Here is a 17,600-nt window from a genome sequence, read left to right as displayed (position 1 = left end):
CGTCAGCACCCGCGAGCGCTGTGTGCGTGCATTCATCGTCGTGCGAGATGTGGTGGCACAAGGCCAGCACACATCACTTGATCAATGTTCAAGAATCCTAGCCGCATCTACTGAACACTGTTTAAATTTCCACGCACATTTCACCCACGAGACCTCTAATTCACCCCTTTCACCCCCCGAATCATCCTATGCTGGGGCGCATGACGCTCTACTCGGACACGCTTTCATTGCTTACCCGCATGGTGCAGAACGCCTGCGTCAACGACCTCACCCCCGATTCAGGCCAAGAAGTGCGAAATGCCGACGCTCTAGAGGAATTCTTTGCCGGCGAGGCCGTCACCATCGACCGCTACGAGCCTCATCCAGGCCGTGTAACCATTGTGGTCACGGTCCCCGGCAGCGACCCCACCGCTGAGCCGCTCACCCTGCTCGGCCACACAGACGTGGTACCCGTGGATGAGAAGAAATGGACCAAGCCTCCCTTTGAAGCGCTCATAGAAGATGGGAAAATATACGGCCGCGGCACCGTAGACATGCTCTTTATTACCGCCACAATGGCAGCCGTGACCCGCGAAGTAGCGCGGAAAAAATCCAATCGAGGCACCCTGTACTTTGTAGGAATCGCAGATGAAGAGGCTCGTGGCGGGTTAGGCGCCCAGTGGCTCCGCGAACACCACCCAGACGCGTTCAGCTGGAAAAACTGCGTGTCGGAGACCGGCGGCTCCCATCTTCCCGGCGCAGACGGTTCCGACTCCGTGATCATCTACGTCGGCGAAAAAGGCGCTGCTCAACGCCGGCTCCATGTCCACGGCGACGCCGGCCACGGTTCGGCGCCGTTCCGCAAGGACAGCGCCATTGCAAAGATCGGCGAGGTGGCGCGTCGTATAGCTAGCATCCGACCATCAGTACACAGCGATGACACGTGGCACGGCTTTGTACGCGCGTTCCGCTTTGACCCCGCCACGGAGCGCAAGCTTCTCGACGGCCACCCCGATTCCTACGAATCCCTCGGCGAACTCGCAGCCTTTGGCGATGCCATCTCCCATCTCACCATCGCTCAAACAGTCCTCCGCGCCGGCCAAGCCATCAACGTCCTACCCAGCCACGCATGGCTAGAAATGGACATCCGAACCCTCCCAGGACAGTCGGACGACTACGTTGACCAACTACTGAACCAAGCTTTAGCCGATGTAGCACCCGAGGTCACCATCGAACGCCTCATCAGCGAGGAGGCCACCGTCTCCCCCACCGACTCTCCCCTCTATAACGCCATGAGCGATACGCTGCTGGAGTTCTTCCCCGAGTCCACCGTGGTCCCCATGATCGCACCCGGAGGCTCTGACCTGCGCTTTGCCCGGCGCGCAGATGGGGTCGGCTACGGCTTTGCTGTGCACGCCAAACAGCGCACATTAGGACACGCACATGCACAACTTCATTCCCATGACGAGTTTCTTTACTTAGAGGATCTGGAACTCACGGTTGCCGGCTATCAGCGACTCGTAACCCGCTTCCTAGAGCACCCCTGACCCCGAGCCGATCCCACCCCCAAATCCGCAGGTTGTATTACCCTTAAATGTGATAACTGCCCCTCAACATAAGGAGAATCTCATGGACATCCTCAACAAGGCCAAAGAACTGCTGGATCAAAACGCCGACAAGGTAAAGGACGCAGTAGAAAAAGTTGGTGATCTTGTCGACGAGAAAACCGACGGCAAGTTTGCAGACAAAGTCGACCAGGTCCAAGAGGCCGTCAAGAAGAAATTGGACGAAAAGTAATTTCTTCCCCCCTGCCCCGCCTGCGAAACTACGCGGCTCGGCAGGGGGGTTACTTTTACGCTGGCATGAGGGTGAGCCGTATAACGCAACTTCGTACTCTCGAGATGCATCCCGAGCTCTTAATAATCCGTAGCATTATCGCTCATTCTCAAAACTGCTTAGACAATCGCGAATCTCTGTTGGATCTATAGTATCCTCGGTTAATCCTGTTTCTATACCAACAGCCTGATGAATGCTGGCAATGACAGCCCCGGGCAAGACATGAAAATCGTTTGAGCAAGGCTTTGACGCGCATTATTAATGGCAGTATCTGCGTTCCACGTACGATCTTTACTCAGCCCGATTGCAGCCATCGGTTTGGGCAACGGCCAAAAGCTATTATTAATCAAATTAATTGTGTCGGGGAGTACATCTGGATTAGGGGCCTGCTCATAAAGTTGATGGGCCGCATTGGCCGCTGATTTTAGGTACGGAACATTGGGCTCAGTAGTACACACTGTTGGGGTGGTGCCAGTAGTGCAATGCGTGTATCCATACGACTTGGCATAATCGCTTTCTATGTCAGCATTAAAACCGGGAAAATAAGCAATAAATAGAGCAGCTACCCCAATTCCTGCAACAGGAAGCACAAAAATTGTTTTGACATAATGACCAATAATTATTCCCAGCACCGCAGCGATCGCAACTATGGCTGTTGCAGAAAAAACTGCTGGCAATGCCATAGCTATTTCACGAGCTAGCGTAGCTTTTGAAACTCCATTTTTATATGCAGTGATTGTTGCTTGGACTGCAAGAATGACGGCAATCATTATCGGTGAGCTCTCACGGATCCATAAAGAGAACTATTCCGTGTATGGGATCCGGAAAATGTGGCATGCCATGGCTCGTGCCGGATGGAATATCGGCCGTGACCAGGTAGCCCGCTTGATGCGTGCAGCCGGGCTTCAAGGTGTACGGCGAGGCCGGAAAGTGGTTACGACAACACCAGCCGCGGTGCCGGATCATCGTCCTGATTTGGTGCAGCGGAACTTCCGTGCCGATGCTCCGCACCGGGTGTGGGTAGCGGACATCACGTATGTCCGTATCGCTACAGGCTTCGCTTACACCGCGTTCATCACGGATGTGTATTCACGAAGGATCGTGGGCTGGTCGGTAGTTTCCAGTCTGCGCACCCAGGACCTACCGATGCAGGCCCTGGAGCAAGCCCTACTGACGACCAACGCAGCGAAAACCTGTGAAGGTCTGTTCCATCACTCAGACCGCGGCACCCAATATGTTTCTTTGGCCTACACCTACCAAGTGTCATGGTCGGAAGGAGACGGTGAGTATGTCGCGACGGTAGTTGAGTTTCCTTCATTGTCGTGGTTGGATGCAGATCGGCAGCAGGCTGAGTGTGGCTTGCTTGACCCTGTTTCTGAGGTCGTTGGCGATATGGAAGCCAACGGTGAAATCGTCCCTGAGCCGCTACGTAGCCGCAGCTACTCCGGAAAATTCAATGTCCGAACATCCTCATCGCTGCATCGTCGGCTGGTTATCGTCGCTAAATCAGAGGGCATCTCGTTCAATGCGCTAATTAACCAAAAGTTAGCATCAGCCTAGACATTCTCAGAGAGTTGAGGGTGCGTGTGTCCCGCTAAGCCTCGACAGTTATCACCTAATATGTAGCGATCAATTGTTCCCTTAGGGAAAATAAACTGCGTTCATATAACGTTCGTGGCTATCTATTTCTAAGAGGCCAACTCGCCACGGTTATCGCAGAATCACATCAAACGAAGGCGTTCCCAAGGGTGGAAGTAGCTCGCTGTTTGGATATTGGGCACACGGCGTCATGTTCATCTTTAAAGAACAGATAGCTTAGCCGCAAGATTGTTTTAGAGGATCTTGCGGCTAAGCTATCTGTTTTGCAAAAGAGATGCGTCTACTCTTTTTGGCGATTTCGGTGACTCTGACTCAAGTAAAGCAGGAAAGCTAATGGTCCAACTATAGGTAGGAACACTGTCACGAAGAACCATACAATGGCGACTGATGGAGCAAGTCGTTCCTTAAAGAGGAAAAACAAGCTGACACATAGGAGCGCGAATCCGATTAGGACGATCGCCGCTGTGGCTGCATCATAGAGAGTGATGATTGGCGAGTTTATTTCCATATTTTATGCCTCACCCCTAGTACCTTGTTTGATGGATTGCTTATCACTCTACATTTGTGGGGTAATTGAAACGCTGCGACCTCTGATTTCCAAGGTAAGTCCAATAGTCTTTGTCGAGAAAATCTTGGCCACCTGTAGGGTTGCGGTCATTTGAGCTTTCGCTGGGTAGTTAGTTTTTTTATCCTCCCAACCCTGAATGATCGATACCTGACTGCTCTGTACTGTGTGCCCCCAGGACTTCCATACTGTTGGCTGCCATACGTGTCGGATAATCCCTCTGCCGTTAGAATCATGCGGGAGAGATAAGTGTGCGAGGAATCCGTAGCGGAATGCGATGCCACTGTATTCGATCCGGCAATTATCCCATCTTTCCCAACCGCTGTTGTACCAGTAGCGATTACATTCGCTGCTCCGAACACTCCTAAGCTGAATCTGGTCTGAGTTCGCTTTTCCGATGGAAGTGTACGCGACTGATCCATCGGGGAAAGTCAGCACTTGAGTGTTCTCGTCATTTGGAGATTCGGATATGTCAATGGGATCGACATTAAGATTATCCGAATCGGGAAGCTGTCCATTGAGGATTTTTTCAATCAACGCATCCTGAGTCTCAGCGTTGATGCCTCGTGCTTCCATGTTGCCTCGCAGCTCTTGAATCTCGGATTCGGTGGGTAGCTGGAGATCTTCGGATGTGGCCTGAATATTGTCAACGCTGTCGTCTGTGTCCAATGGTGTAGCGGCAGCAGTTGCGGAAAAAGACATGGTCAGGGCTAGCATTGCTGCGACAATGCTCTGGCGCTTGGTCTTCATAGGGTTCAGCCTTTCAGATAGAAGCTTTCGCTTCTTTGATTTGTGAAATTATGAGGTTCATGATGAACATTTTTAAATCTAAAAGGCGGTCTCTATATTCGGAATGGCTGCGCTTCTTTCGTATCGGATGCGATACCCCTCAAAGGGTAAGTGGTAGGTGAGTTTTCTGAGGGCTGATGGATTATCTGGGGATAATCGCACGACGGAGCACAGGCTAGCGCTGATACATGTCTTTGACTGCTTGGTACTTGACGGCAAGATCTACGCGATTTTTGGCAGAGAAGCGATGAAATAGTGTCGAAGTTGCTTTTCTAACCGTGACCTCGGCCAAGTTCATCGATTTGCCGATTTCTCTGTTTGTTTTTCCCTCGCATATTAGGGACAAGATAGCTTGTTCACGGTCGTTAATCTTCGGTGCGTAAAGTGCGTATTGGTTTCCGTTTGAGGCTTTGATGCCAATGAGGCGGCTGAGGCAGTCTGGTGACAGTGCTGTTCCCCCGTGTGTTGCGTCGCGGAGGGAGTGGATGATTGATTTTGGGGCTTGTCCTTTGATGATGTAACCCACTGCACCCAAGCTTAAGCACTTGAGCATCGTGTCATCAGTGTCGAAGGCGGTCATGCCGACGAACAGGGGTGGATGCTTAAGATTCTGGATGTGTTGGAGCAGTTCAATGCCGTTGATGTCCGGCATGTGAATATCGGATAAGACAAGATCACATTCGTTGGTGTCCAGCCAGTGCAGGGCTTGCCGTCCTGTGGTGGCTGCGTCCACGACCTTCAGATCGTCGGTGGTGGAGAAGTACACAGGAAAAGCGCCACGGATGTCGCGGTCGTCATCGACAAGCAAAATGCGTGTGGTCATTTTTTACACCAGGGCAATTGTGGGTTCTTGGAACAACTTAACCAGTCGGTAAAACCGAAGATTGCTGAAATGTTGGCCTCATTTGCTGGGGTGATAGCTATTACGGGTGTCAGTGGCAGCAATACGCCAAGGGCTGCATATGTGATGACTTTGGGCATGTACATAGTTGTAGTCTATGGCTATTTCCTCGACAAAGGCAGGTAGGAAGTTGTAATCCATTGGTGATCGTCGGAATGCGTTGTCAGGGTGCCGCCGAGTGTGTGCAGTGTGTGGGACATGCTGGTGAGTCCGAGGTGGGTTGAATCCTTGACAGGTGTGGTGGTGAGGTTGTGGTGGTTAGTGATGGTGATGGTCACGCCTTTTTCGTTGGAAGTTGAGTTGATCGTTACGGGGCTGTGAGCTGTGGCGTGTTTGATGATGTTGGTCGCTGTTTCGCTTAAGAAGCGCTCCAGGACGGTGTTGTGCAGGGGTAGGGTCACGGGCGTGTGCGTTTGGGTGGTGGTTGTGACGGTAAAGCCGTGGTTGCGGAGTCGCTTGGTGGTGTTGCCCAGGGCGATGGGTAGGCTGGTTGTGGATTCGGTGTTGGGGTGAGTGTTGAGGGTTGTTAATAGTTGTCGGATGCGGTCGAGGGCGGTGCGGGCGGTGTGTGCGGTGTGTGTTAGTTCGTCGTGGCGTTGTGGGGTGATGATGGCGAGTGTTTCGAGTTGGACGATGACGGAGGTCAGGTCGGCGGCGATGGTGTCGTGGAGCAGACTGGTGAGTTGTTGGTGGCGAGTTTGTTGGGTGCGTTGGGCGTGGAGGTGTTGTTGGTGGTTGCGGTGGATCCAGATGCCTAGCAGGTAGGCAAAGCCGATGATGGTGCAAAAGATCATCAGGGCGATGGGGTCGAAAGTGAAATGTGCTTCGTCCGGTGTGTAGAAGCCACCGAGTGTGATGATGGCGGTGATCAGTGCGGCCAGGAGGTGGTGTCCGGTGGCGGCGATGGTGGTGGTTAAGAAGACGCCGAGGAAGAGTTCGAGGCCTGTGGAATAGCCGGCAAGTAGTGCGCTGAGGAATGCTGTGAGGTAGATGCCGGTGCTGATGCGTGGGTGGTGGGGTGCTGCGATCAGGCTGAGTGCTTGGATGATGATCAGGGCGGTGATCAGTGGTGTGGTGGGATCTTCATCAAGGATGCTCGCACCGCTGAAGATGAGTGCTAGAGCAGCCAGGATCAACGTGACCGGTAGACGCTGAACAATCATGAACTTAAGGCTACCGTTCACTTAAAGTGAGATTCTGATGTACGGGGACTAGGTTGGAAAATAGCAGTACGTAATCTCAGGAAACCACGGTGAGAACGTCCAAAAGGAAGGTGTGATTCGGTGAACAGCGGGAGCCGGCTCCCGCTCGCACACAGCGTTCACGAGCACGCCACCTCAGAAAAGCGATTGAGGAATATCTATCACACTTCGAAGTTGGCCAATGGGAAAACTGCCCAGATAGCGATCTGCAAAAAGAATTCAATCACCGATTCCGCATGGTGGTTGCACGACTCTTGGATGACTACGACACGGGGACACGGCCAGGAATGTTCAACTAAATAACACTGTCGTGATTTACACTGGTTAACAGCTAAAAATGAAAAGAGCATGATCCGGATGTCCGTCCAGATCATGCTCGTTTTACGCCCCAGCACCCATCTGAGGAAAAGCCTGACAATGAGTCTACCCAATACGGAAAATTCACTGTTAGATCGCCAGCGTGTCCCCCCCCCCAAAAAAAAGTCCCACTGGGACGCAGCAAAGCTGCTGGCCCAAACACTGGGCGCTACGCCGACCTCTCTGGGCAACTTCGATGTTGCCCACGAGGATCGACTACGACTCATTGCCCACTTGGGGCGCAAAACCCTCCAGGAAGCCCCACCCGCAACTTCAAAGCCGCCTGGCGCAAGGACAAAGACGGCAGCATCGTCCCGAAGCTCTATCGCATTCAAGTCCCAGCCCTTGGACGATGCCAGCACGTCACCCTGACCCACAAACAACGCTCCACAGTGATCGTCGTTGACATTGACCGTTGGGGCTTGGCCGGCGGAATGATCGAATGCCTCAACGAGACTGTGAGTCAAAAGCTTGCCGTACTTGCCGCCGGTAACGCCGGCCCTTCATGGATCGGAATCAACCCCACCAACGGCAAGTGCCAGCTGATCTGGCTGATCGATCCACTCTACGCCGAGGGGGAGGAGATGCTTCAAACGTTTGTCTTCTGAGCGTGACAATGACGATCATGGCCGAACTACTCTGCGGTGACGTTGCGTTCGCGCACCATCTGTCGCGTTCGCCGTTTTATACCGATGCGCTCATCACCGCAGTCGTTGAAGCGTCCGTGGGTACCACCGCAGATTCCTACGACAACGCGTTGGCCAAAACAGTCAACGGTCTCTATAAAACTGAGCTGATCTATGCGCGCCGGTGGCCGGATGTCAAGACCGTGGAGATCGCCACCATGGGCTGGGTGTCCTGGTGGAACAACCAACGCCTCAACGAGGCGCTAGGCCACCGGACCCCCATCGAAGTAGAAACCGCTTACAATCAAACCCAAGCGCTCACCCGCGCTTAAACAACCAACGCGAAACTAAACCCAGGACGCTTCGTATTCAAGCCATGCTAAATACAAAAATCCCTCAACATCCTAAGGACTCTTGGAATCTCGCCACCATCGGGGTCCATCCCGATAACTGGGGACAAGGCATAGCTTCAGCCCTCCTTGCAGATGGACTACAGCGTTTAGATGCAATCCAAGCAAAGGTTTCTTTGGAAACATCAGACTCCCGGAATGTCACCCTCTATTCTCGTTATGATTTTAACGTGACCTCCCTAACACAAATACCTCATGGCCCGACCGTCTATTCCATGTTGCGCGAAAGAAGCGACACCAATACATAGACAAAACCACAACAACATAACTGCCATTCCCTATGGAAGGTTATAGGTGGTAGAGCCGTCGTTACGCGTAAAAATCACCGAGCACATCTAAGCACTTAGCCAACTAAAGTTCGGTTACTCCCGGACTGTTCGAAGCTAAATCAGTATGATGGCCCATAGAGTCCGCTATAGGTCGCACTTATAGCCAAACAGCAAAACTCCACAGTCCACTTTTTAATAGCAGGAACAGGAAATTAGCATATAACACAGCAAATGCTTATATAATCCTTAAGCCGACATTACCCATTTCACGTCACCCAAGCGGCAGAGTGCCAACGGAAGCAGCAACTATGATCGAATTTATCGACGTCAGCAAGAGCTACGCTAACCCCCGCAAAGAAAAAGGTGACAAGAAAAATAAGACACAAGTAAACACAGCATCTGAAAAACAAGCACCAACAGAAAATGCTGTGAACAACTTCAACCTTGTCATTCCAGAAAATCAAACCACCGTTTTTGTTGGCTCCTCCGGCTGCGGAAAGACCACTCTCCTGAGGATGATTAACCGCATGGTTGAACCCACGTCCGGTGAGGTTCGCGTGCGCGGCCGTAACGTGGCCGATGTCAATCCCGTGGAACTTCGCAGATCCATCGGATACGTCATTCAAAGCGGTGGACTCCTCCCCCACCGCAAGGTGCTGGATAATGTGACAACGGTTCCTTTGCTTAACCGTGAGCCAAAAGAAGAAGCTATTCGACGCGCCCGGCTGGCCTTGGAAACGGTAGAGCTCGACCCCAGCTTTGAAAATCGCTATCCAGGTGAGCTCTCCGGCGGACAGCAACAGCGCGTTGGTGTTGCCCGCGCGCTTGCCGCAGACCCGGACATTTTGTTGATGGACGAGCCTTTTGGCGCGGTCGACCCGATCGTGCGTCGTGCGCTACAGCAACAGCTCATTGAGTTGCAGGCCCGTCTGCATAAAACCGTGGTGGTGGTGACCCATGACGTCGATGAAGCCTTTCTCCTAGGCGATAACATTGTGGTGCTGGAAAAAGGCGGAAAAATTGCCCAAGCTGGCACGCCTACGGAAATTTTCGCACAGCCAGCCAATGACTTTGTCGCCCAGTTCATGGGCACAAATCGAGCAGATAGAGACTTGCACACCGCGGTTATCGGCGGTTCCCGGGTTGTGGTGGATAAGCAAGGTCGCCCAGTCGGTCGTTTAGGTGAGGACTCATGATGTGGCTACGTCACGCGTGGCCATATGTGCTGGATATGGCGGCCGCCCATCTCCTGCTCAGTATTCCGGCAATCCTGATTAGCATTGCGGTCTCCATCCCTATCGGCATGTTCGCTGCCCGCAGCCCGCGCGTAGGCAACCTAGTGGTATCCGCAGCATCCTTGGCCTATACAATCCCGGCTCTTCCCATGCTGATCTTGGTTCCTTTCATCGTGGGAGTTCCGCTGCGGTCAGATACCAACGTCATTATCGCGCTATGCATTTATGGGGTGGCACTCCTTGCGCGTACTGCAACAGATGCCTTCCGTTCCATCCCTGAGGACGTGCGCATGTCCGCATCAGCCCAGGGAATGAGCGCACCTCAAATCGCCGTAAAAGTGGATCTGCCACTTGCTATTCCGGTATTAATTTCTGGAATCCGTGTGCTTGGCGTCTCCACTATTGGCCTCGTAACCATCGGCGCATTGATAGGCGTATCAAGCCTAGGAACGCTGTTTACCGACGGCTTTCAACGCAACATCACCGCTGAGGTACTCACGGGCATCGGTGCAGTAGTCATCCTGGCTGTGCTTTTCGACGTCCTCTGCCTCCTCCTTCAACGCGTACTCGCACCTTGGTCGGTGATAAAGAAATGAGTTGGTTTTCCGATCTCTTCGCCCTGCTCACTACCGCTTCCCGGTGGTGGGGCCCCACCGGCTATCTCATCCGAATTGGCGAGCACGTGGGTATCAGCCTGGCTGCCGTAGCCATTGCCGCTGCTTTTGCTATCCCAGCCGGCGTAGCTATCGGCCATACCGGACGCGGTTCTGCGGTTATCGGTGCAATCAGCGGCGCTGCGCGCGCGCTGCCCACTCTTGGCCTGCTCACGATCTTTGGCCTTGCCTTGGGCATCGGGCTAAGTGCACCGCTCATAGCTCTCGTGATACTCGCTATCCCTTCATTGCTGGCCGGGGCCTATGCGGGAGTGGCCAGCGTAGACCGCGACACTGTGGATGCCGCCCGAGCCATGGGGTATACCGAGTGGCAGATCATTAAAAACGTGGAACTCCCGTTAGGTGCTTCCGTGCTCGTGGGCGGCATACGATCAGCAACCTTGCAGGTCACAGCCACAGCCACTCTCGCGGCTTATACGTCAGACATAGGGCTCGGACGATTCATCTTCCACGGACTCAAAGCGCGCGATTACATAGAAATGCTTGCCGGTTCCGTTTTGGTTATCGTATTGGCCCTGATTCTTGACCAAATACTCTCCACCGTTCAGCGAAATACTGGGGTGCACAGCGCGACGTCATAAGTTACCAATCGCGCATGGCTCGTCGAACCGTAGTCCGGTATGTGCCCCGTCGTTGCACAGGGCGCCCTGGCACCTGACCGGAAGAGTATTTACGGCTAACGGCGGGGCGTGATCCCTCGCCACCAAGACCACCAGCGTCATAAGCTGGGTCTAAAAGCAGGCGTACTTTATTGCTCAGTTTTCCCCAGCGGTCATAGAAAATCAGGGTTTGTTTGTACAAATCCCCTTTTCCTATATCCGGGTTTTCTGACTCAATGCCGCACATAACGGTCTGGAGTTCTACCAACGGGATTTGTTCGAGAGTACGGGGTCCTAGTGAGCGCACCACTACCTCAGCCTTATCGCGTGGACGAAGCACCATCGCTTCAGTATTTACGCGAGTAAAGGGCCTATCAGCTACTACTTCACCAGAGTTGAGTGCTTGTTCTACTGCGAGCATCAGGCGTTCACGGATTCGTCGACCTAGTTTTTGGTTCGAGGCACGGCAGTACGCTACAAACAGTCGAGAACCCAATACCGGCCCCTCAACGTTGATGATCGCTTTCACACCAGCAATGATGTCCTCATCACTGCCAGACACGACGGACGCCACTTCTCCCTCGAACGCCTCGTAAGGCAGAAACTCCATAACGCTTTCCACTCCTTTAGTTCTTTTTGACTCTCCCACAAACACGTCAAAAAAGGTAGAAAATGTGCTACTTAAGAAAAAGTTTCGGCTCTTTTTACCCCTTTGGTGGGTAAAACTCACCACACACAGAAAACGCACACGGGTATGAACAAACCGGGAGAGCACACGTCCATAAGTATGAACATGCTCTCCCGGTTATAGATCTCGGCGTTACCCGAAAGTGAGCGAGTACGCCGTCACGCTCGGTTCAAGTTCCAGGGTGATGATGCCGTCGAGAGGCTTATCAGCGTCATAGATGTCTATCGTGCCATCGGATACGTCGAAAGTTTTACTGCTGCCATCAGGGAAAGTAGCTTTCACTTTTCCTTGCCCCGATACCACGAGCTGGACCTTAGCCGCATGCACATTGATAGACAGCTTTGCATCCTTCACAGGAACGATGTGATCGCTTTTCACATCCCACTTACCGCTGAGCGAATATTGCCCCGTCTTAGGATCTTTATACGTAAAGTCACGTTCTCCTAGGCCGTAATTGTTGTTGTTAAAGAAACGAGCCCGCTCAGCACCCAGATAGGTCTCCGGATTGCGCTGCTCCGTGAGCTTAGAATCGGTTCCGCCACCAGTTTCAATCGGGTCAGGTAGCTGAACATTGGGATTGGCCTTCTTGAGTAGCTGACGCACAAGCTGCTCGGTCTCCGCATAAGCGCCTTCTCCCTCATGGATATGGCGTACATTGCCCTCAGTATCAATCAAATACCGCGCTGGCCAGTAGCGGTTGTTGAACTTCTTCCAGGTAACAAAGTCATTGTCCTGTGCCACTGGATAGTTGATTCCCTCGCGCTTTGCCGCTGCGCGCACATTGGCGGCCTCATGCTCAAAGCCGTACTCGGGTGCGTGCACACCTACTACCTGTAGTCCCGCATCCTTATATGCGTCGTACAGCTTGGTGATGTGCTCACCAGCGCGTTGGCAGTTAATGCAGGCATAGGCCCAGAAATCGACCAACGTCACTTTACCTTCGTGCGTTCCCACCGGCTTGTCCGTATTAAACCACCCGGTCAGCCCCTCAAATTCCGGTGCCGAGCCACAATCATGCAGAGTGCCTTTATCAGCCCTACGGCAGGAATCTAGGTTGCCATTTCCGCTACTAAGAGCGTTCTGAACAGCCTCATTATCGCTTAGCCGTTCCTGCACACCGGCAGTCCAGTCAGGAAGGCTGCGCTGCAGCTTCTCGGGAACGTTCAAGGCCAGTGCCAAGGCCAACGCCAAGATAATCGCGCCGACGATGCCGCGATGCTTCCGGACGGCGTCGATACGCTCGCCCATCTTGTTACCAGCAAGGGCGAAGACGAGCAGCGGAAGGCTCGCGCCGATGGCAAACGCGACGGTCAGGATCACCGTAGAAAGTCCGATGTCACCAGTTGCGCCAGCAACCGTAATAGCGGCAAGGATCGGTCCCGCGCACGGAACGTATACGGCTCCCAACGCTAGGCCGATGGCAAAGCCACCTTTATTACGCGCTTTGACCTGCAGTGATGTCGGGCGCGGGATGCGATTAAATGGCGCTTCAATCCACTCGCCAAGCTTAGGCACAATCATGCCCACGCCCACCAGGACCAGCAATGCGATACCGCCCCATCGCAGCACGTCCTTAGGTAGTCCCAGCGCACCAAGGATCAAAGTGCCCACCAATGTAATAGTGGCAAAGCTAAGCGCAAGGCCTGAGATCACATGGGTGGGTTTACGGTCTACGGAAACCGCCAAAACGACCGGAAGAACCGGGAGAATACACGGAGATATACCGGTGACAATGCCACCGATAAGCCCGATCAAAATAAGTTCAAGCATGTGCGTTCCTTTTATGTGCTTTTATGTTTCAGCTTTAACAATCTTGTGGGAGCACGGCGCTTTCTGGATGCAACCATGCGCGGCGGCTCCCTGCACACTCACGACGCAACAACGATGGCGCGGTGCGCGAGCCGTCATTAAGAAGTACGGAACATAAGAAACTTTCAGATTGGATAAAAGTAATTGTGCAGGTAGGGACACTAAAAACGCCACCGCCCCAATGCGACTCACAGTTATTTTTATTTTTTCCAATCCATCGCACGCAGCGGCTCCGAAGTATTCAATAAGCGCGGGAGATAAGCCGCGCACCACATCGGAACTCAGTCTTATATAAGGAGCACTGTCCCATGAAGAACACCGCACTTCGCAAAGCACTTATCGTCGGCGCATTCTCTGTAGCTGCCCTCGGTCTCACAGCCTGCGGAGATGACGAACCAGCCCCAACCAGCCAGACGTCCACGAGCGAGTCTTCTCAGCCCTCCGACGCAATGTCTAAGGACGCGATGACTAAGGATGCCATGACCAAGGATGCGATGGACCGCATGGAACACAAAGAGGGAATGGATGGCAAAGACCACATGGATCGCATGGAACATAAAGAAGGAATGGACGGTAAAGACCATATGGACCGCATGGAACATACGGAGCCCAGTGGCGCTATGAAGCACTAAATCCTGCCTTTTCTTATGCTTACCTTGCGACCACAGCCTTAACACCTCACTAATAGTTCATGATTTCCACCCTTTCCGTTGTAGAGTTACCGGTCATGGACCCCGATAACCTGCTTGTTGCCAGCGCCCACGGCGACCAGCGGGCATTCGCCGCCCTGTATGACCTACTGGCCCCACAAATGTTGGGTTTAGCCGCGCAGATCATTCATGACCGCGCACAGGCAGAGGAAGTCATCCAAGAGGTATTCATTGAGCTGTGGCGCAGCGCTAAAAGTTACGACCCAGCCAAAGGCGGTGCCCGTTCCTGGGCGCTACGACTCACGCGCTTGCGCGCAATCGATCGCTTGCGTACCGACGTAGCCACCAAACAGCGCGACAACAAAGACTTCCTAGAGCAGACCACAACGTGGCACGCAGCTGAGGAAGAAGCAGTGGAATCGCTGGAATCACAGCGAGTTCGCAAGCTTGTCGACGCCATCGGCGAACCACACCGCACCGCCGTCATGCTGGCTTATTTCTCCGGTCTCACTCACCCCGAGATCGCCCAGGCCACCGGCGTTCCCCTTGGGACCGCCAAAACCCGGGTCAGAGATGGACTTAAAAAACTTCGCTCAGCGATGAGCCTCATGCAAGGAGGTGCACAATGACCCCCACAGGTCACAACGAGCCTTTCGACGACTTCCCACACGATGTCGAAGACCTGTTGGCGCAGGCACCTGCACCGCTAACCCCCTCGGCCCAGTTACGAGACAACATCCTCGATGCCATTGCCGCTACTCCTCAAGAGGAACCAGAGGCAACGCATACACCGCAGGTCCGTGCCACAGCTGAGCCTATTGCGGATGTTATTCAGCTATCTTCGCGCCATAAGTTGACGCGCGGGTTTCTTGCCGTGGCAGCGTCGATAGCCGTAATAGCTGGTGGCTTTGCATTCTGGCCACAAGTAGATCCGCATGCAGAAATGCACAGTATCCTCGCAGCTTCCGACGTGCGTCAGGCCAGCACTCATGCCATGGGTGCATCCCTGGATATTGTTGTGTCCTCGTCAATGAATGAGGGCGGCGCTCTTGTTGATGGTGCACCCAAACTTGGCGAAGGCATGGGCGCACAGGTATGGGCAGTAATGGCAGACGGCTCCACAAAATCTGCCGGTGTTATCGGGCCCGAAGATCACGATGGAGTATGGATGCCTTTACCTGGGGAAACCTCAAAGGTGATGATTACCGAGGAACCCCTCAAGGGCAGCTCTCGACCACAGGGCACAGTCCTTGCCGTAGTCGATGTGTAAGTGACTGCCGTGTGCAGTGTGAGGGGCTAACTGGTGCAGTAGTGCCGGTTAGCCCCTCACCTCATTGACAGATATGATTTGCAACACTTACTTTTAATCGTGTCCTGACTCACATTAAAAGGAACGCAATGTTCACTTTCAAACAATCCCCAACAATCAAAGCTCTAGGGGAATTCACGCCTTCGCGCATCCAAGTCCGCGAAGCCGTAGCTGAAAGAAACGTTTCGGTACGCCATCAGCCAGGGACTGCATAACGTGCCCACGATTTTTCCAGGCGACGGCAAGGAACTAGGTTCCGTCTATGCCCTTGCTGTTACCTACTTTTTCGTGGCCACCTGCGGGGCAATGACGTCGCTTGCTATTTCACTTCACTTTGCTTCGCGCGAAAGTGGCGAAACACTGGTGGCCGCAGTTCTCATCTCAGGGGCTTGTGCACAGGTATTTTTATCACCGCTCCTCACGCCTTTTTTTGACAGGATTAGCCCACTTACCGTCGCACAGACTGCCGCATTCATAGAATGTGTCGCTCTGGTACTTTTGTTTCTCTTCCCCGAACCAGCGTTCCTCATTGCCGGAAACGTTGTGGTGGCTACATTAAGTGGCTTGTCTATCCCCGCCTATTGTGTGATCGCGGAAGAATGTGCACCATCACACAATCAGGCGCGCGTATTTTCCTTCCTTGACACTGCACGGCTCAGCGGAAGCTTCGTAGGCCCTGCGCTGGGTGGCCTTCTTTTAGACTTTGGAACCCTGAGCACTGCACTGGCCTACGAAGCTGCAGCTGTTGCAGGCTCATTCCTTGTGTTATGCATACTAGGTTTTCGCCTCCGCAAAAACTCTGCACAGATTAATAGCGTCAATACCGGCCGGAAACCACTTAAAATCTTCCGCAGCATCCTTGAGGCTCCCACGTTGCTCCTTACTCAACCTCACACGCGCCAAGCACTGACAAGCATCTGGGCCGCTATCATTTTTACGTCCATCTACAACGTGGCTCTCGTCTTCTACGCCACGGAGACGCTCCAGGCGAGTGGACTTATTTACGCAATCGTGGCCCAATGCTTCATCGTAGGGCGCATTTTTGGCGCACGCATGTCCACACGCCTCACCGAGGCCAACGCTCTGCCCACCCTAATTAAGGCTGGCGCTGCCATGGGTTTGTGCATCGCCATTCCAGGGTTCGTGCCGTCACTTCTTGTATGTATCCCATTCTTTGCGCTGGCCGGAGTCTGTAATGCTCTCCAGGTTGCCGCGCTCAGGATGGTCATTGTCCACAGTGTACGACCAGCGATCAAACCCAAAGCACTATCAACAATGGGCACGGTTAATAACTCAGCAATGCTCGTTGGCTATATCGTTGGCGCCCCGGTCGTCGCTAGCATCGGCCCCAGCTTGGCACTTGTTGTTGCAGGACTCGGCACGATGCTTTTCACAGTGCTACCGCCAACGTGGCGAGCGCTGCGCATCGCTACTCGCGGGAAAACGGTTACTTCCTCACCTTAGATAAAGAGACACTGTCTCCTTCACAAACAAAGTAAGAGCCGCAACCTACCTCGAGCAGAATAAGTACAATAAGCGGCTTCGAAAATAACCCCTGATACGAACACACTAAAAAAGAATGTTCATTTTATAGTTCTCTATCCCTCCTGCTTGGACACAATTCGATCTCCCGCAAATACTATTATCGAAAAAGCCACAATCCCCAATAAGAAACTAACTGTCAAAATGATCTCAACCTTTTCGTTTCCCATAAAAATTAGAACCACATTAAAAACACCGGCCAAACTGAAATAAATTGCCAGAAGGGTAAAGTATGGGGACATAGCTTCGTGTGCCACGATCCACGTCTCCTTCGATTTCAGCACATTAGGAGTAAGAACCCCAGGCAAAGACGTATATTCCCAACGCTTATAGCTTCCCTTCGGGGATTCTTTTGCAATAAAGAATGTAAAAACACTCAACAAGGAGAAGGTAAAAATTGTAAATAGAGCTGAAGTGATCAAACTTTCACTCCTAGGATATTTTCAATTAATTATTACTTAAATCATTTTCCCAACAGATAATTTTATAGAATTGAAACTATCCTAAGATGGTCATAATTTCACCATTTTAAGATATAAACCTAGCACCCCTTCCATAATT

21 protein-coding genes and 1 pseudogene are annotated in these 17,600 nt (G+C 52.8%); 15 read left to right on the top strand and 7 right to left on the bottom strand.

From position 1 onward, the window contains the following. Positions 1 to 188 precede the first annotated feature (188 nt). Together CKV68_RS07025 and CKV68_RS07020 are read left to right on the top strand one after the other, a co-directional pair. Positions 189 to 1,526 (top strand): M20/M25/M40 family metallo-hydrolase, encoded by a 1,338-nt coding sequence (locus CKV68_RS07025; protein ID WP_041479295.1) that lies wholly within the window; start codon positions 189 to 191, stop codon positions 1,524 to 1,526. Between the two features lie 82 nt (positions 1,527 to 1,608). After that, positions 1,609 to 1,776 (top strand): antitoxin, encoded by a 168-nt coding sequence (locus CKV68_RS07020; protein WP_013240920.1) that lies wholly within the window; start codon positions 1,609 to 1,611, stop codon positions 1,774 to 1,776. Between the two features lie 212 nt (positions 1,777 to 1,988). On the opposite strand, the gene CKV68_RS07015 is transcribed toward CKV68_RS07020, so the two are convergent. Beyond that, positions 1,989 to 2,585 carry a hypothetical protein gene (locus CKV68_RS07015; protein WP_041479032.1) on the bottom strand — a complete coding sequence of 199 codons (597 nt, stop codon included), beginning with the start codon at positions 2,583 to 2,585 and terminating at the stop codon, positions 1,989 to 1,991. On the opposite strand from CKV68_RS07015, the pseudogene CKV68_RS11400 reads away from it, so the two are divergent. Continuing rightward, a pseudogene (locus CKV68_RS11400) lies at positions 2,578 to 3,090 on the top strand (IS3 family transposase); the annotation flags it as partial. The gene CKV68_RS07015 and the pseudogene CKV68_RS11400 sit on opposite strands and share 8 nt — an antisense overlap. Then, positions 3,076 to 3,375 (top strand): type II toxin-antitoxin system HicB family antitoxin, encoded by a 300-nt coding sequence (locus CKV68_RS11395; protein WP_230588407.1) that lies wholly within the window; start codon positions 3,076 to 3,078, stop codon positions 3,373 to 3,375. The pseudogene CKV68_RS11400 and the gene CKV68_RS11395, both read left to right, overlap by 15 nt. Positions 3,376 to 3,970: 595 nt before the next feature. On the opposite strand, the gene CKV68_RS07000 is transcribed toward CKV68_RS11395, so the two are convergent. From CKV68_RS07000 to CKV68_RS06990, 3 genes are all read right to left on the bottom strand, one after another. Next, a complete protein-coding gene (locus tag CKV68_RS07000; RefSeq protein WP_014525135.1) occupies positions 3,971 to 4,729 on the bottom strand; it encodes a hypothetical protein in 759 nt (252 codons plus the stop codon). A 214-nt stretch (positions 4,730 to 4,943) separates the two neighbouring features. Further along, positions 4,944 to 5,591 carry a response regulator transcription factor gene (locus tag CKV68_RS06995; RefSeq protein WP_014525134.1) on the bottom strand — a complete coding sequence of 216 codons (648 nt, stop codon included), beginning with the start codon at positions 5,589 to 5,591 and terminating at the stop codon, positions 4,944 to 4,946. Between the two features lie 179 nt (positions 5,592 to 5,770). Further along, complete coding sequence (locus CKV68_RS06990; RefSeq protein ID WP_014525133.1) at positions 5,771 to 6,832, bottom strand: histidine kinase; 1,062 nt, start codon at positions 6,830 to 6,832, stop codon at positions 5,771 to 5,773. A 527-nt stretch (positions 6,833 to 7,359) separates the two neighbouring features. Between CKV68_RS06990 and CKV68_RS11455 the strand changes: the two genes are divergently transcribed. The 6 genes from CKV68_RS11455 (at position 7,360) to CKV68_RS06960 (ending at position 11,023) form a co-directional block, all read left to right on the top strand. Beyond that, positions 7,360 to 7,836 carry a replication initiation protein gene (locus CKV68_RS11455; protein WP_080562167.1) on the top strand — a complete coding sequence of 159 codons (477 nt, stop codon included), beginning with the start codon at positions 7,360 to 7,362 and terminating at the stop codon, positions 7,834 to 7,836. Positions 7,837 to 7,853: 17 nt separating this feature from the next. Next, positions 7,854 to 8,186, top strand: coding sequence for an integrase core domain-containing protein (locus tag CKV68_RS11495; protein WP_014525131.1), 333 nt, complete (start codon positions 7,854 to 7,856; stop codon positions 8,184 to 8,186). A 44-nt stretch (positions 8,187 to 8,230) separates the two neighbouring features. Next, complete coding sequence (locus CKV68_RS06975; protein WP_231910421.1) at positions 8,231 to 8,512, top strand: GNAT family N-acetyltransferase; 282 nt, start codon at positions 8,231 to 8,233, stop codon at positions 8,510 to 8,512. 329 nt (positions 8,513 to 8,841) lie between these two features. Then, a complete protein-coding gene (locus tag CKV68_RS06970; protein ID WP_014525130.1) occupies positions 8,842 to 9,729 on the top strand; it encodes an ABC transporter ATP-binding protein in 888 nt (295 codons plus the stop codon). Beyond that, positions 9,726 to 10,364, top strand: a complete 639-nt coding sequence (locus tag CKV68_RS06965; protein WP_014525129.1) for an ABC transporter permease — start codon at positions 9,726 to 9,728, stop codon at positions 10,362 to 10,364. Before CKV68_RS06970 ends, CKV68_RS06965 begins: the two co-directional genes overlap by 4 nt. After that, positions 10,361 to 11,023, top strand: a complete 663-nt coding sequence (locus tag CKV68_RS06960; protein WP_013910491.1) for an ABC transporter permease — start codon at positions 10,361 to 10,363, stop codon at positions 11,021 to 11,023. The genes CKV68_RS06965 and CKV68_RS06960 overlap by 4 nt, the downstream gene beginning before the upstream one ends. Position 11,024: 1 nt before the next feature. Here the strand turns inward: CKV68_RS06960 and CKV68_RS06955 are convergent, their stop codons facing one another. Together CKV68_RS06955 and CKV68_RS06950 are read right to left on the bottom strand one after the other, a co-directional pair. Continuing rightward, complete coding sequence (locus CKV68_RS06955; protein ID WP_014525128.1) at positions 11,025 to 11,651, bottom strand: hypothetical protein; 627 nt, start codon at positions 11,649 to 11,651, stop codon at positions 11,025 to 11,027. A 210-nt stretch (positions 11,652 to 11,861) separates the two neighbouring features. Continuing rightward, positions 11,862 to 13,499 carry a cytochrome c biogenesis protein DipZ gene (locus CKV68_RS06950; RefSeq protein ID WP_014525127.1) on the bottom strand — a complete coding sequence of 546 codons (1,638 nt, stop codon included), beginning with the start codon at positions 13,497 to 13,499 and terminating at the stop codon, positions 11,862 to 11,864. Between the two features lie 347 nt (positions 13,500 to 13,846). Between CKV68_RS06950 and CKV68_RS06940 the strand changes: the two genes are divergently transcribed. From CKV68_RS06940 to CKV68_RS06925, 5 genes are all read left to right on the top strand, one after another. Then, on the top strand, positions 13,847 to 14,170 hold the full coding sequence (locus tag CKV68_RS06940) for a hypothetical protein (RefSeq protein WP_014525125.1): 324 nt from the start codon (positions 13,847 to 13,849) through the stop codon (positions 14,168 to 14,170). Positions 14,171 to 14,229: 59 nt separating this feature from the next. Continuing rightward, complete coding sequence (locus CKV68_RS06935) at positions 14,230 to 14,817, top strand: sigma-70 family RNA polymerase sigma factor (protein WP_013910486.1); 588 nt, start codon at positions 14,230 to 14,232, stop codon at positions 14,815 to 14,817. Beyond that, on the top strand, positions 14,814 to 15,458 hold the full coding sequence (locus CKV68_RS06930; RefSeq protein ID WP_014525124.1) for an anti-sigma factor: 645 nt from the start codon (positions 14,814 to 14,816) through the stop codon (positions 15,456 to 15,458). The genes CKV68_RS06935 and CKV68_RS06930 overlap by 4 nt, the downstream gene beginning before the upstream one ends. 128 nt (positions 15,459 to 15,586) lie before the next feature. Next, positions 15,587 to 15,712 carry a hypothetical protein gene (locus CKV68_RS11435; RefSeq protein ID WP_014835654.1) on the top strand — a complete coding sequence of 42 codons (126 nt, stop codon included), beginning with the start codon at positions 15,587 to 15,589 and terminating at the stop codon, positions 15,710 to 15,712. Positions 15,713 to 15,785: 73 nt separating this feature from the next. Next, positions 15,786 to 16,961, top strand: coding sequence for an MFS transporter (locus CKV68_RS06925; protein ID WP_231910474.1), 1,176 nt, complete (start codon positions 15,786 to 15,788; stop codon positions 16,959 to 16,961). 134 nt (positions 16,962 to 17,095) lie between these two features. Here the strand turns inward: CKV68_RS06925 and CKV68_RS06920 are convergent, their stop codons facing one another. Further along, positions 17,096 to 17,461, bottom strand: a complete 366-nt coding sequence (locus CKV68_RS06920; protein ID WP_014525122.1) for an SdpI family protein — start codon at positions 17,459 to 17,461, stop codon at positions 17,096 to 17,098. Positions 17,462 to 17,600 lie beyond the last annotated feature (139 nt).

The sequence above is a fragment of the Corynebacterium ulcerans genome, from assembly GCF_900187135.1.
Lineage (GTDB): Bacteria > Actinomycetota > Actinomycetes > Mycobacteriales > Mycobacteriaceae > Corynebacterium > Corynebacterium ulcerans.
This window is presented reverse-complemented; position numbering and strand designations above follow the sequence as displayed.

Excerpts from the sequence above, each read along its gene's own strand:
- CKV68_RS07025 (WP_041479295.1), top strand. The coding sequence starts at position 189 with ATGCTGGGGCGCATGACGCTCTACTCGGACACGCTTTCATTGCTTACC.
- CKV68_RS06930 (WP_014525124.1), top strand. The coding sequence starts at position 14,814 with ATGACCCCCACAGGTCACAACGAGCCTTTCGACGACTTCCCACACGAT.
- CKV68_RS11435 (WP_014835654.1), top strand. The coding sequence starts at position 15,587 with ATGTTCACTTTCAAACAATCCCCAACAATCAAAGCTCTAGGGGAATTC.
- CKV68_RS06960 (WP_013910491.1), top strand. The coding sequence starts at position 10,361 with ATGAGTTGGTTTTCCGATCTCTTCGCCCTGCTCACTACCGCTTCCCGG.
- CKV68_RS06975 (WP_231910421.1), top strand. The coding sequence starts at position 8,231 with ATGCTAAATACAAAAATCCCTCAACATCCTAAGGACTCTTGGAATCTC.
- CKV68_RS11495 (WP_014525131.1), top strand. The coding sequence starts at position 7,854 with ATGGCCGAACTACTCTGCGGTGACGTTGCGTTCGCGCACCATCTGTCG.
- CKV68_RS06970 (WP_014525130.1), top strand. The coding sequence starts at position 8,842 with ATGATCGAATTTATCGACGTCAGCAAGAGCTACGCTAACCCCCGCAAA.
- CKV68_RS06955 (WP_014525128.1), bottom strand. The coding sequence starts at position 11,651 with ATGGAGTTTCTGCCTTACGAGGCGTTCGAGGGAGAAGTGGCGTCCGTC.
- CKV68_RS06940 (WP_014525125.1), top strand. The coding sequence starts at position 13,847 with ATGAAGAACACCGCACTTCGCAAAGCACTTATCGTCGGCGCATTCTCT.
- CKV68_RS07015 (WP_041479032.1), bottom strand. The coding sequence starts at position 2,585 with ATGATTGCCGTCATTCTTGCAGTCCAAGCAACAATCACTGCATATAAA.
- CKV68_RS06950 (WP_014525127.1), bottom strand. The coding sequence starts at position 13,499 with ATGCTTGAACTTATTTTGATCGGGCTTATCGGTGGCATTGTCACCGGT.
- CKV68_RS07020 (WP_013240920.1), top strand. The coding sequence starts at position 1,609 with ATGGACATCCTCAACAAGGCCAAAGAACTGCTGGATCAAAACGCCGAC.
- CKV68_RS06995 (WP_014525134.1), bottom strand. The coding sequence starts at position 5,591 with ATGACCACACGCATTTTGCTTGTCGATGACGACCGCGACATCCGTGGC.
- CKV68_RS06990 (WP_014525133.1), bottom strand. The coding sequence starts at position 6,832 with ATGATTGTTCAGCGTCTACCGGTCACGTTGATCCTGGCTGCTCTAGCA.
- CKV68_RS06965 (WP_014525129.1), top strand. The coding sequence starts at position 9,726 with ATGATGTGGCTACGTCACGCGTGGCCATATGTGCTGGATATGGCGGCC.
- CKV68_RS07000 (WP_014525135.1), bottom strand. The coding sequence starts at position 4,729 with ATGAAGACCAAGCGCCAGAGCATTGTCGCAGCAATGCTAGCCCTGACC.
- CKV68_RS06935 (WP_013910486.1), top strand. The coding sequence starts at position 14,230 with ATGATTTCCACCCTTTCCGTTGTAGAGTTACCGGTCATGGACCCCGAT.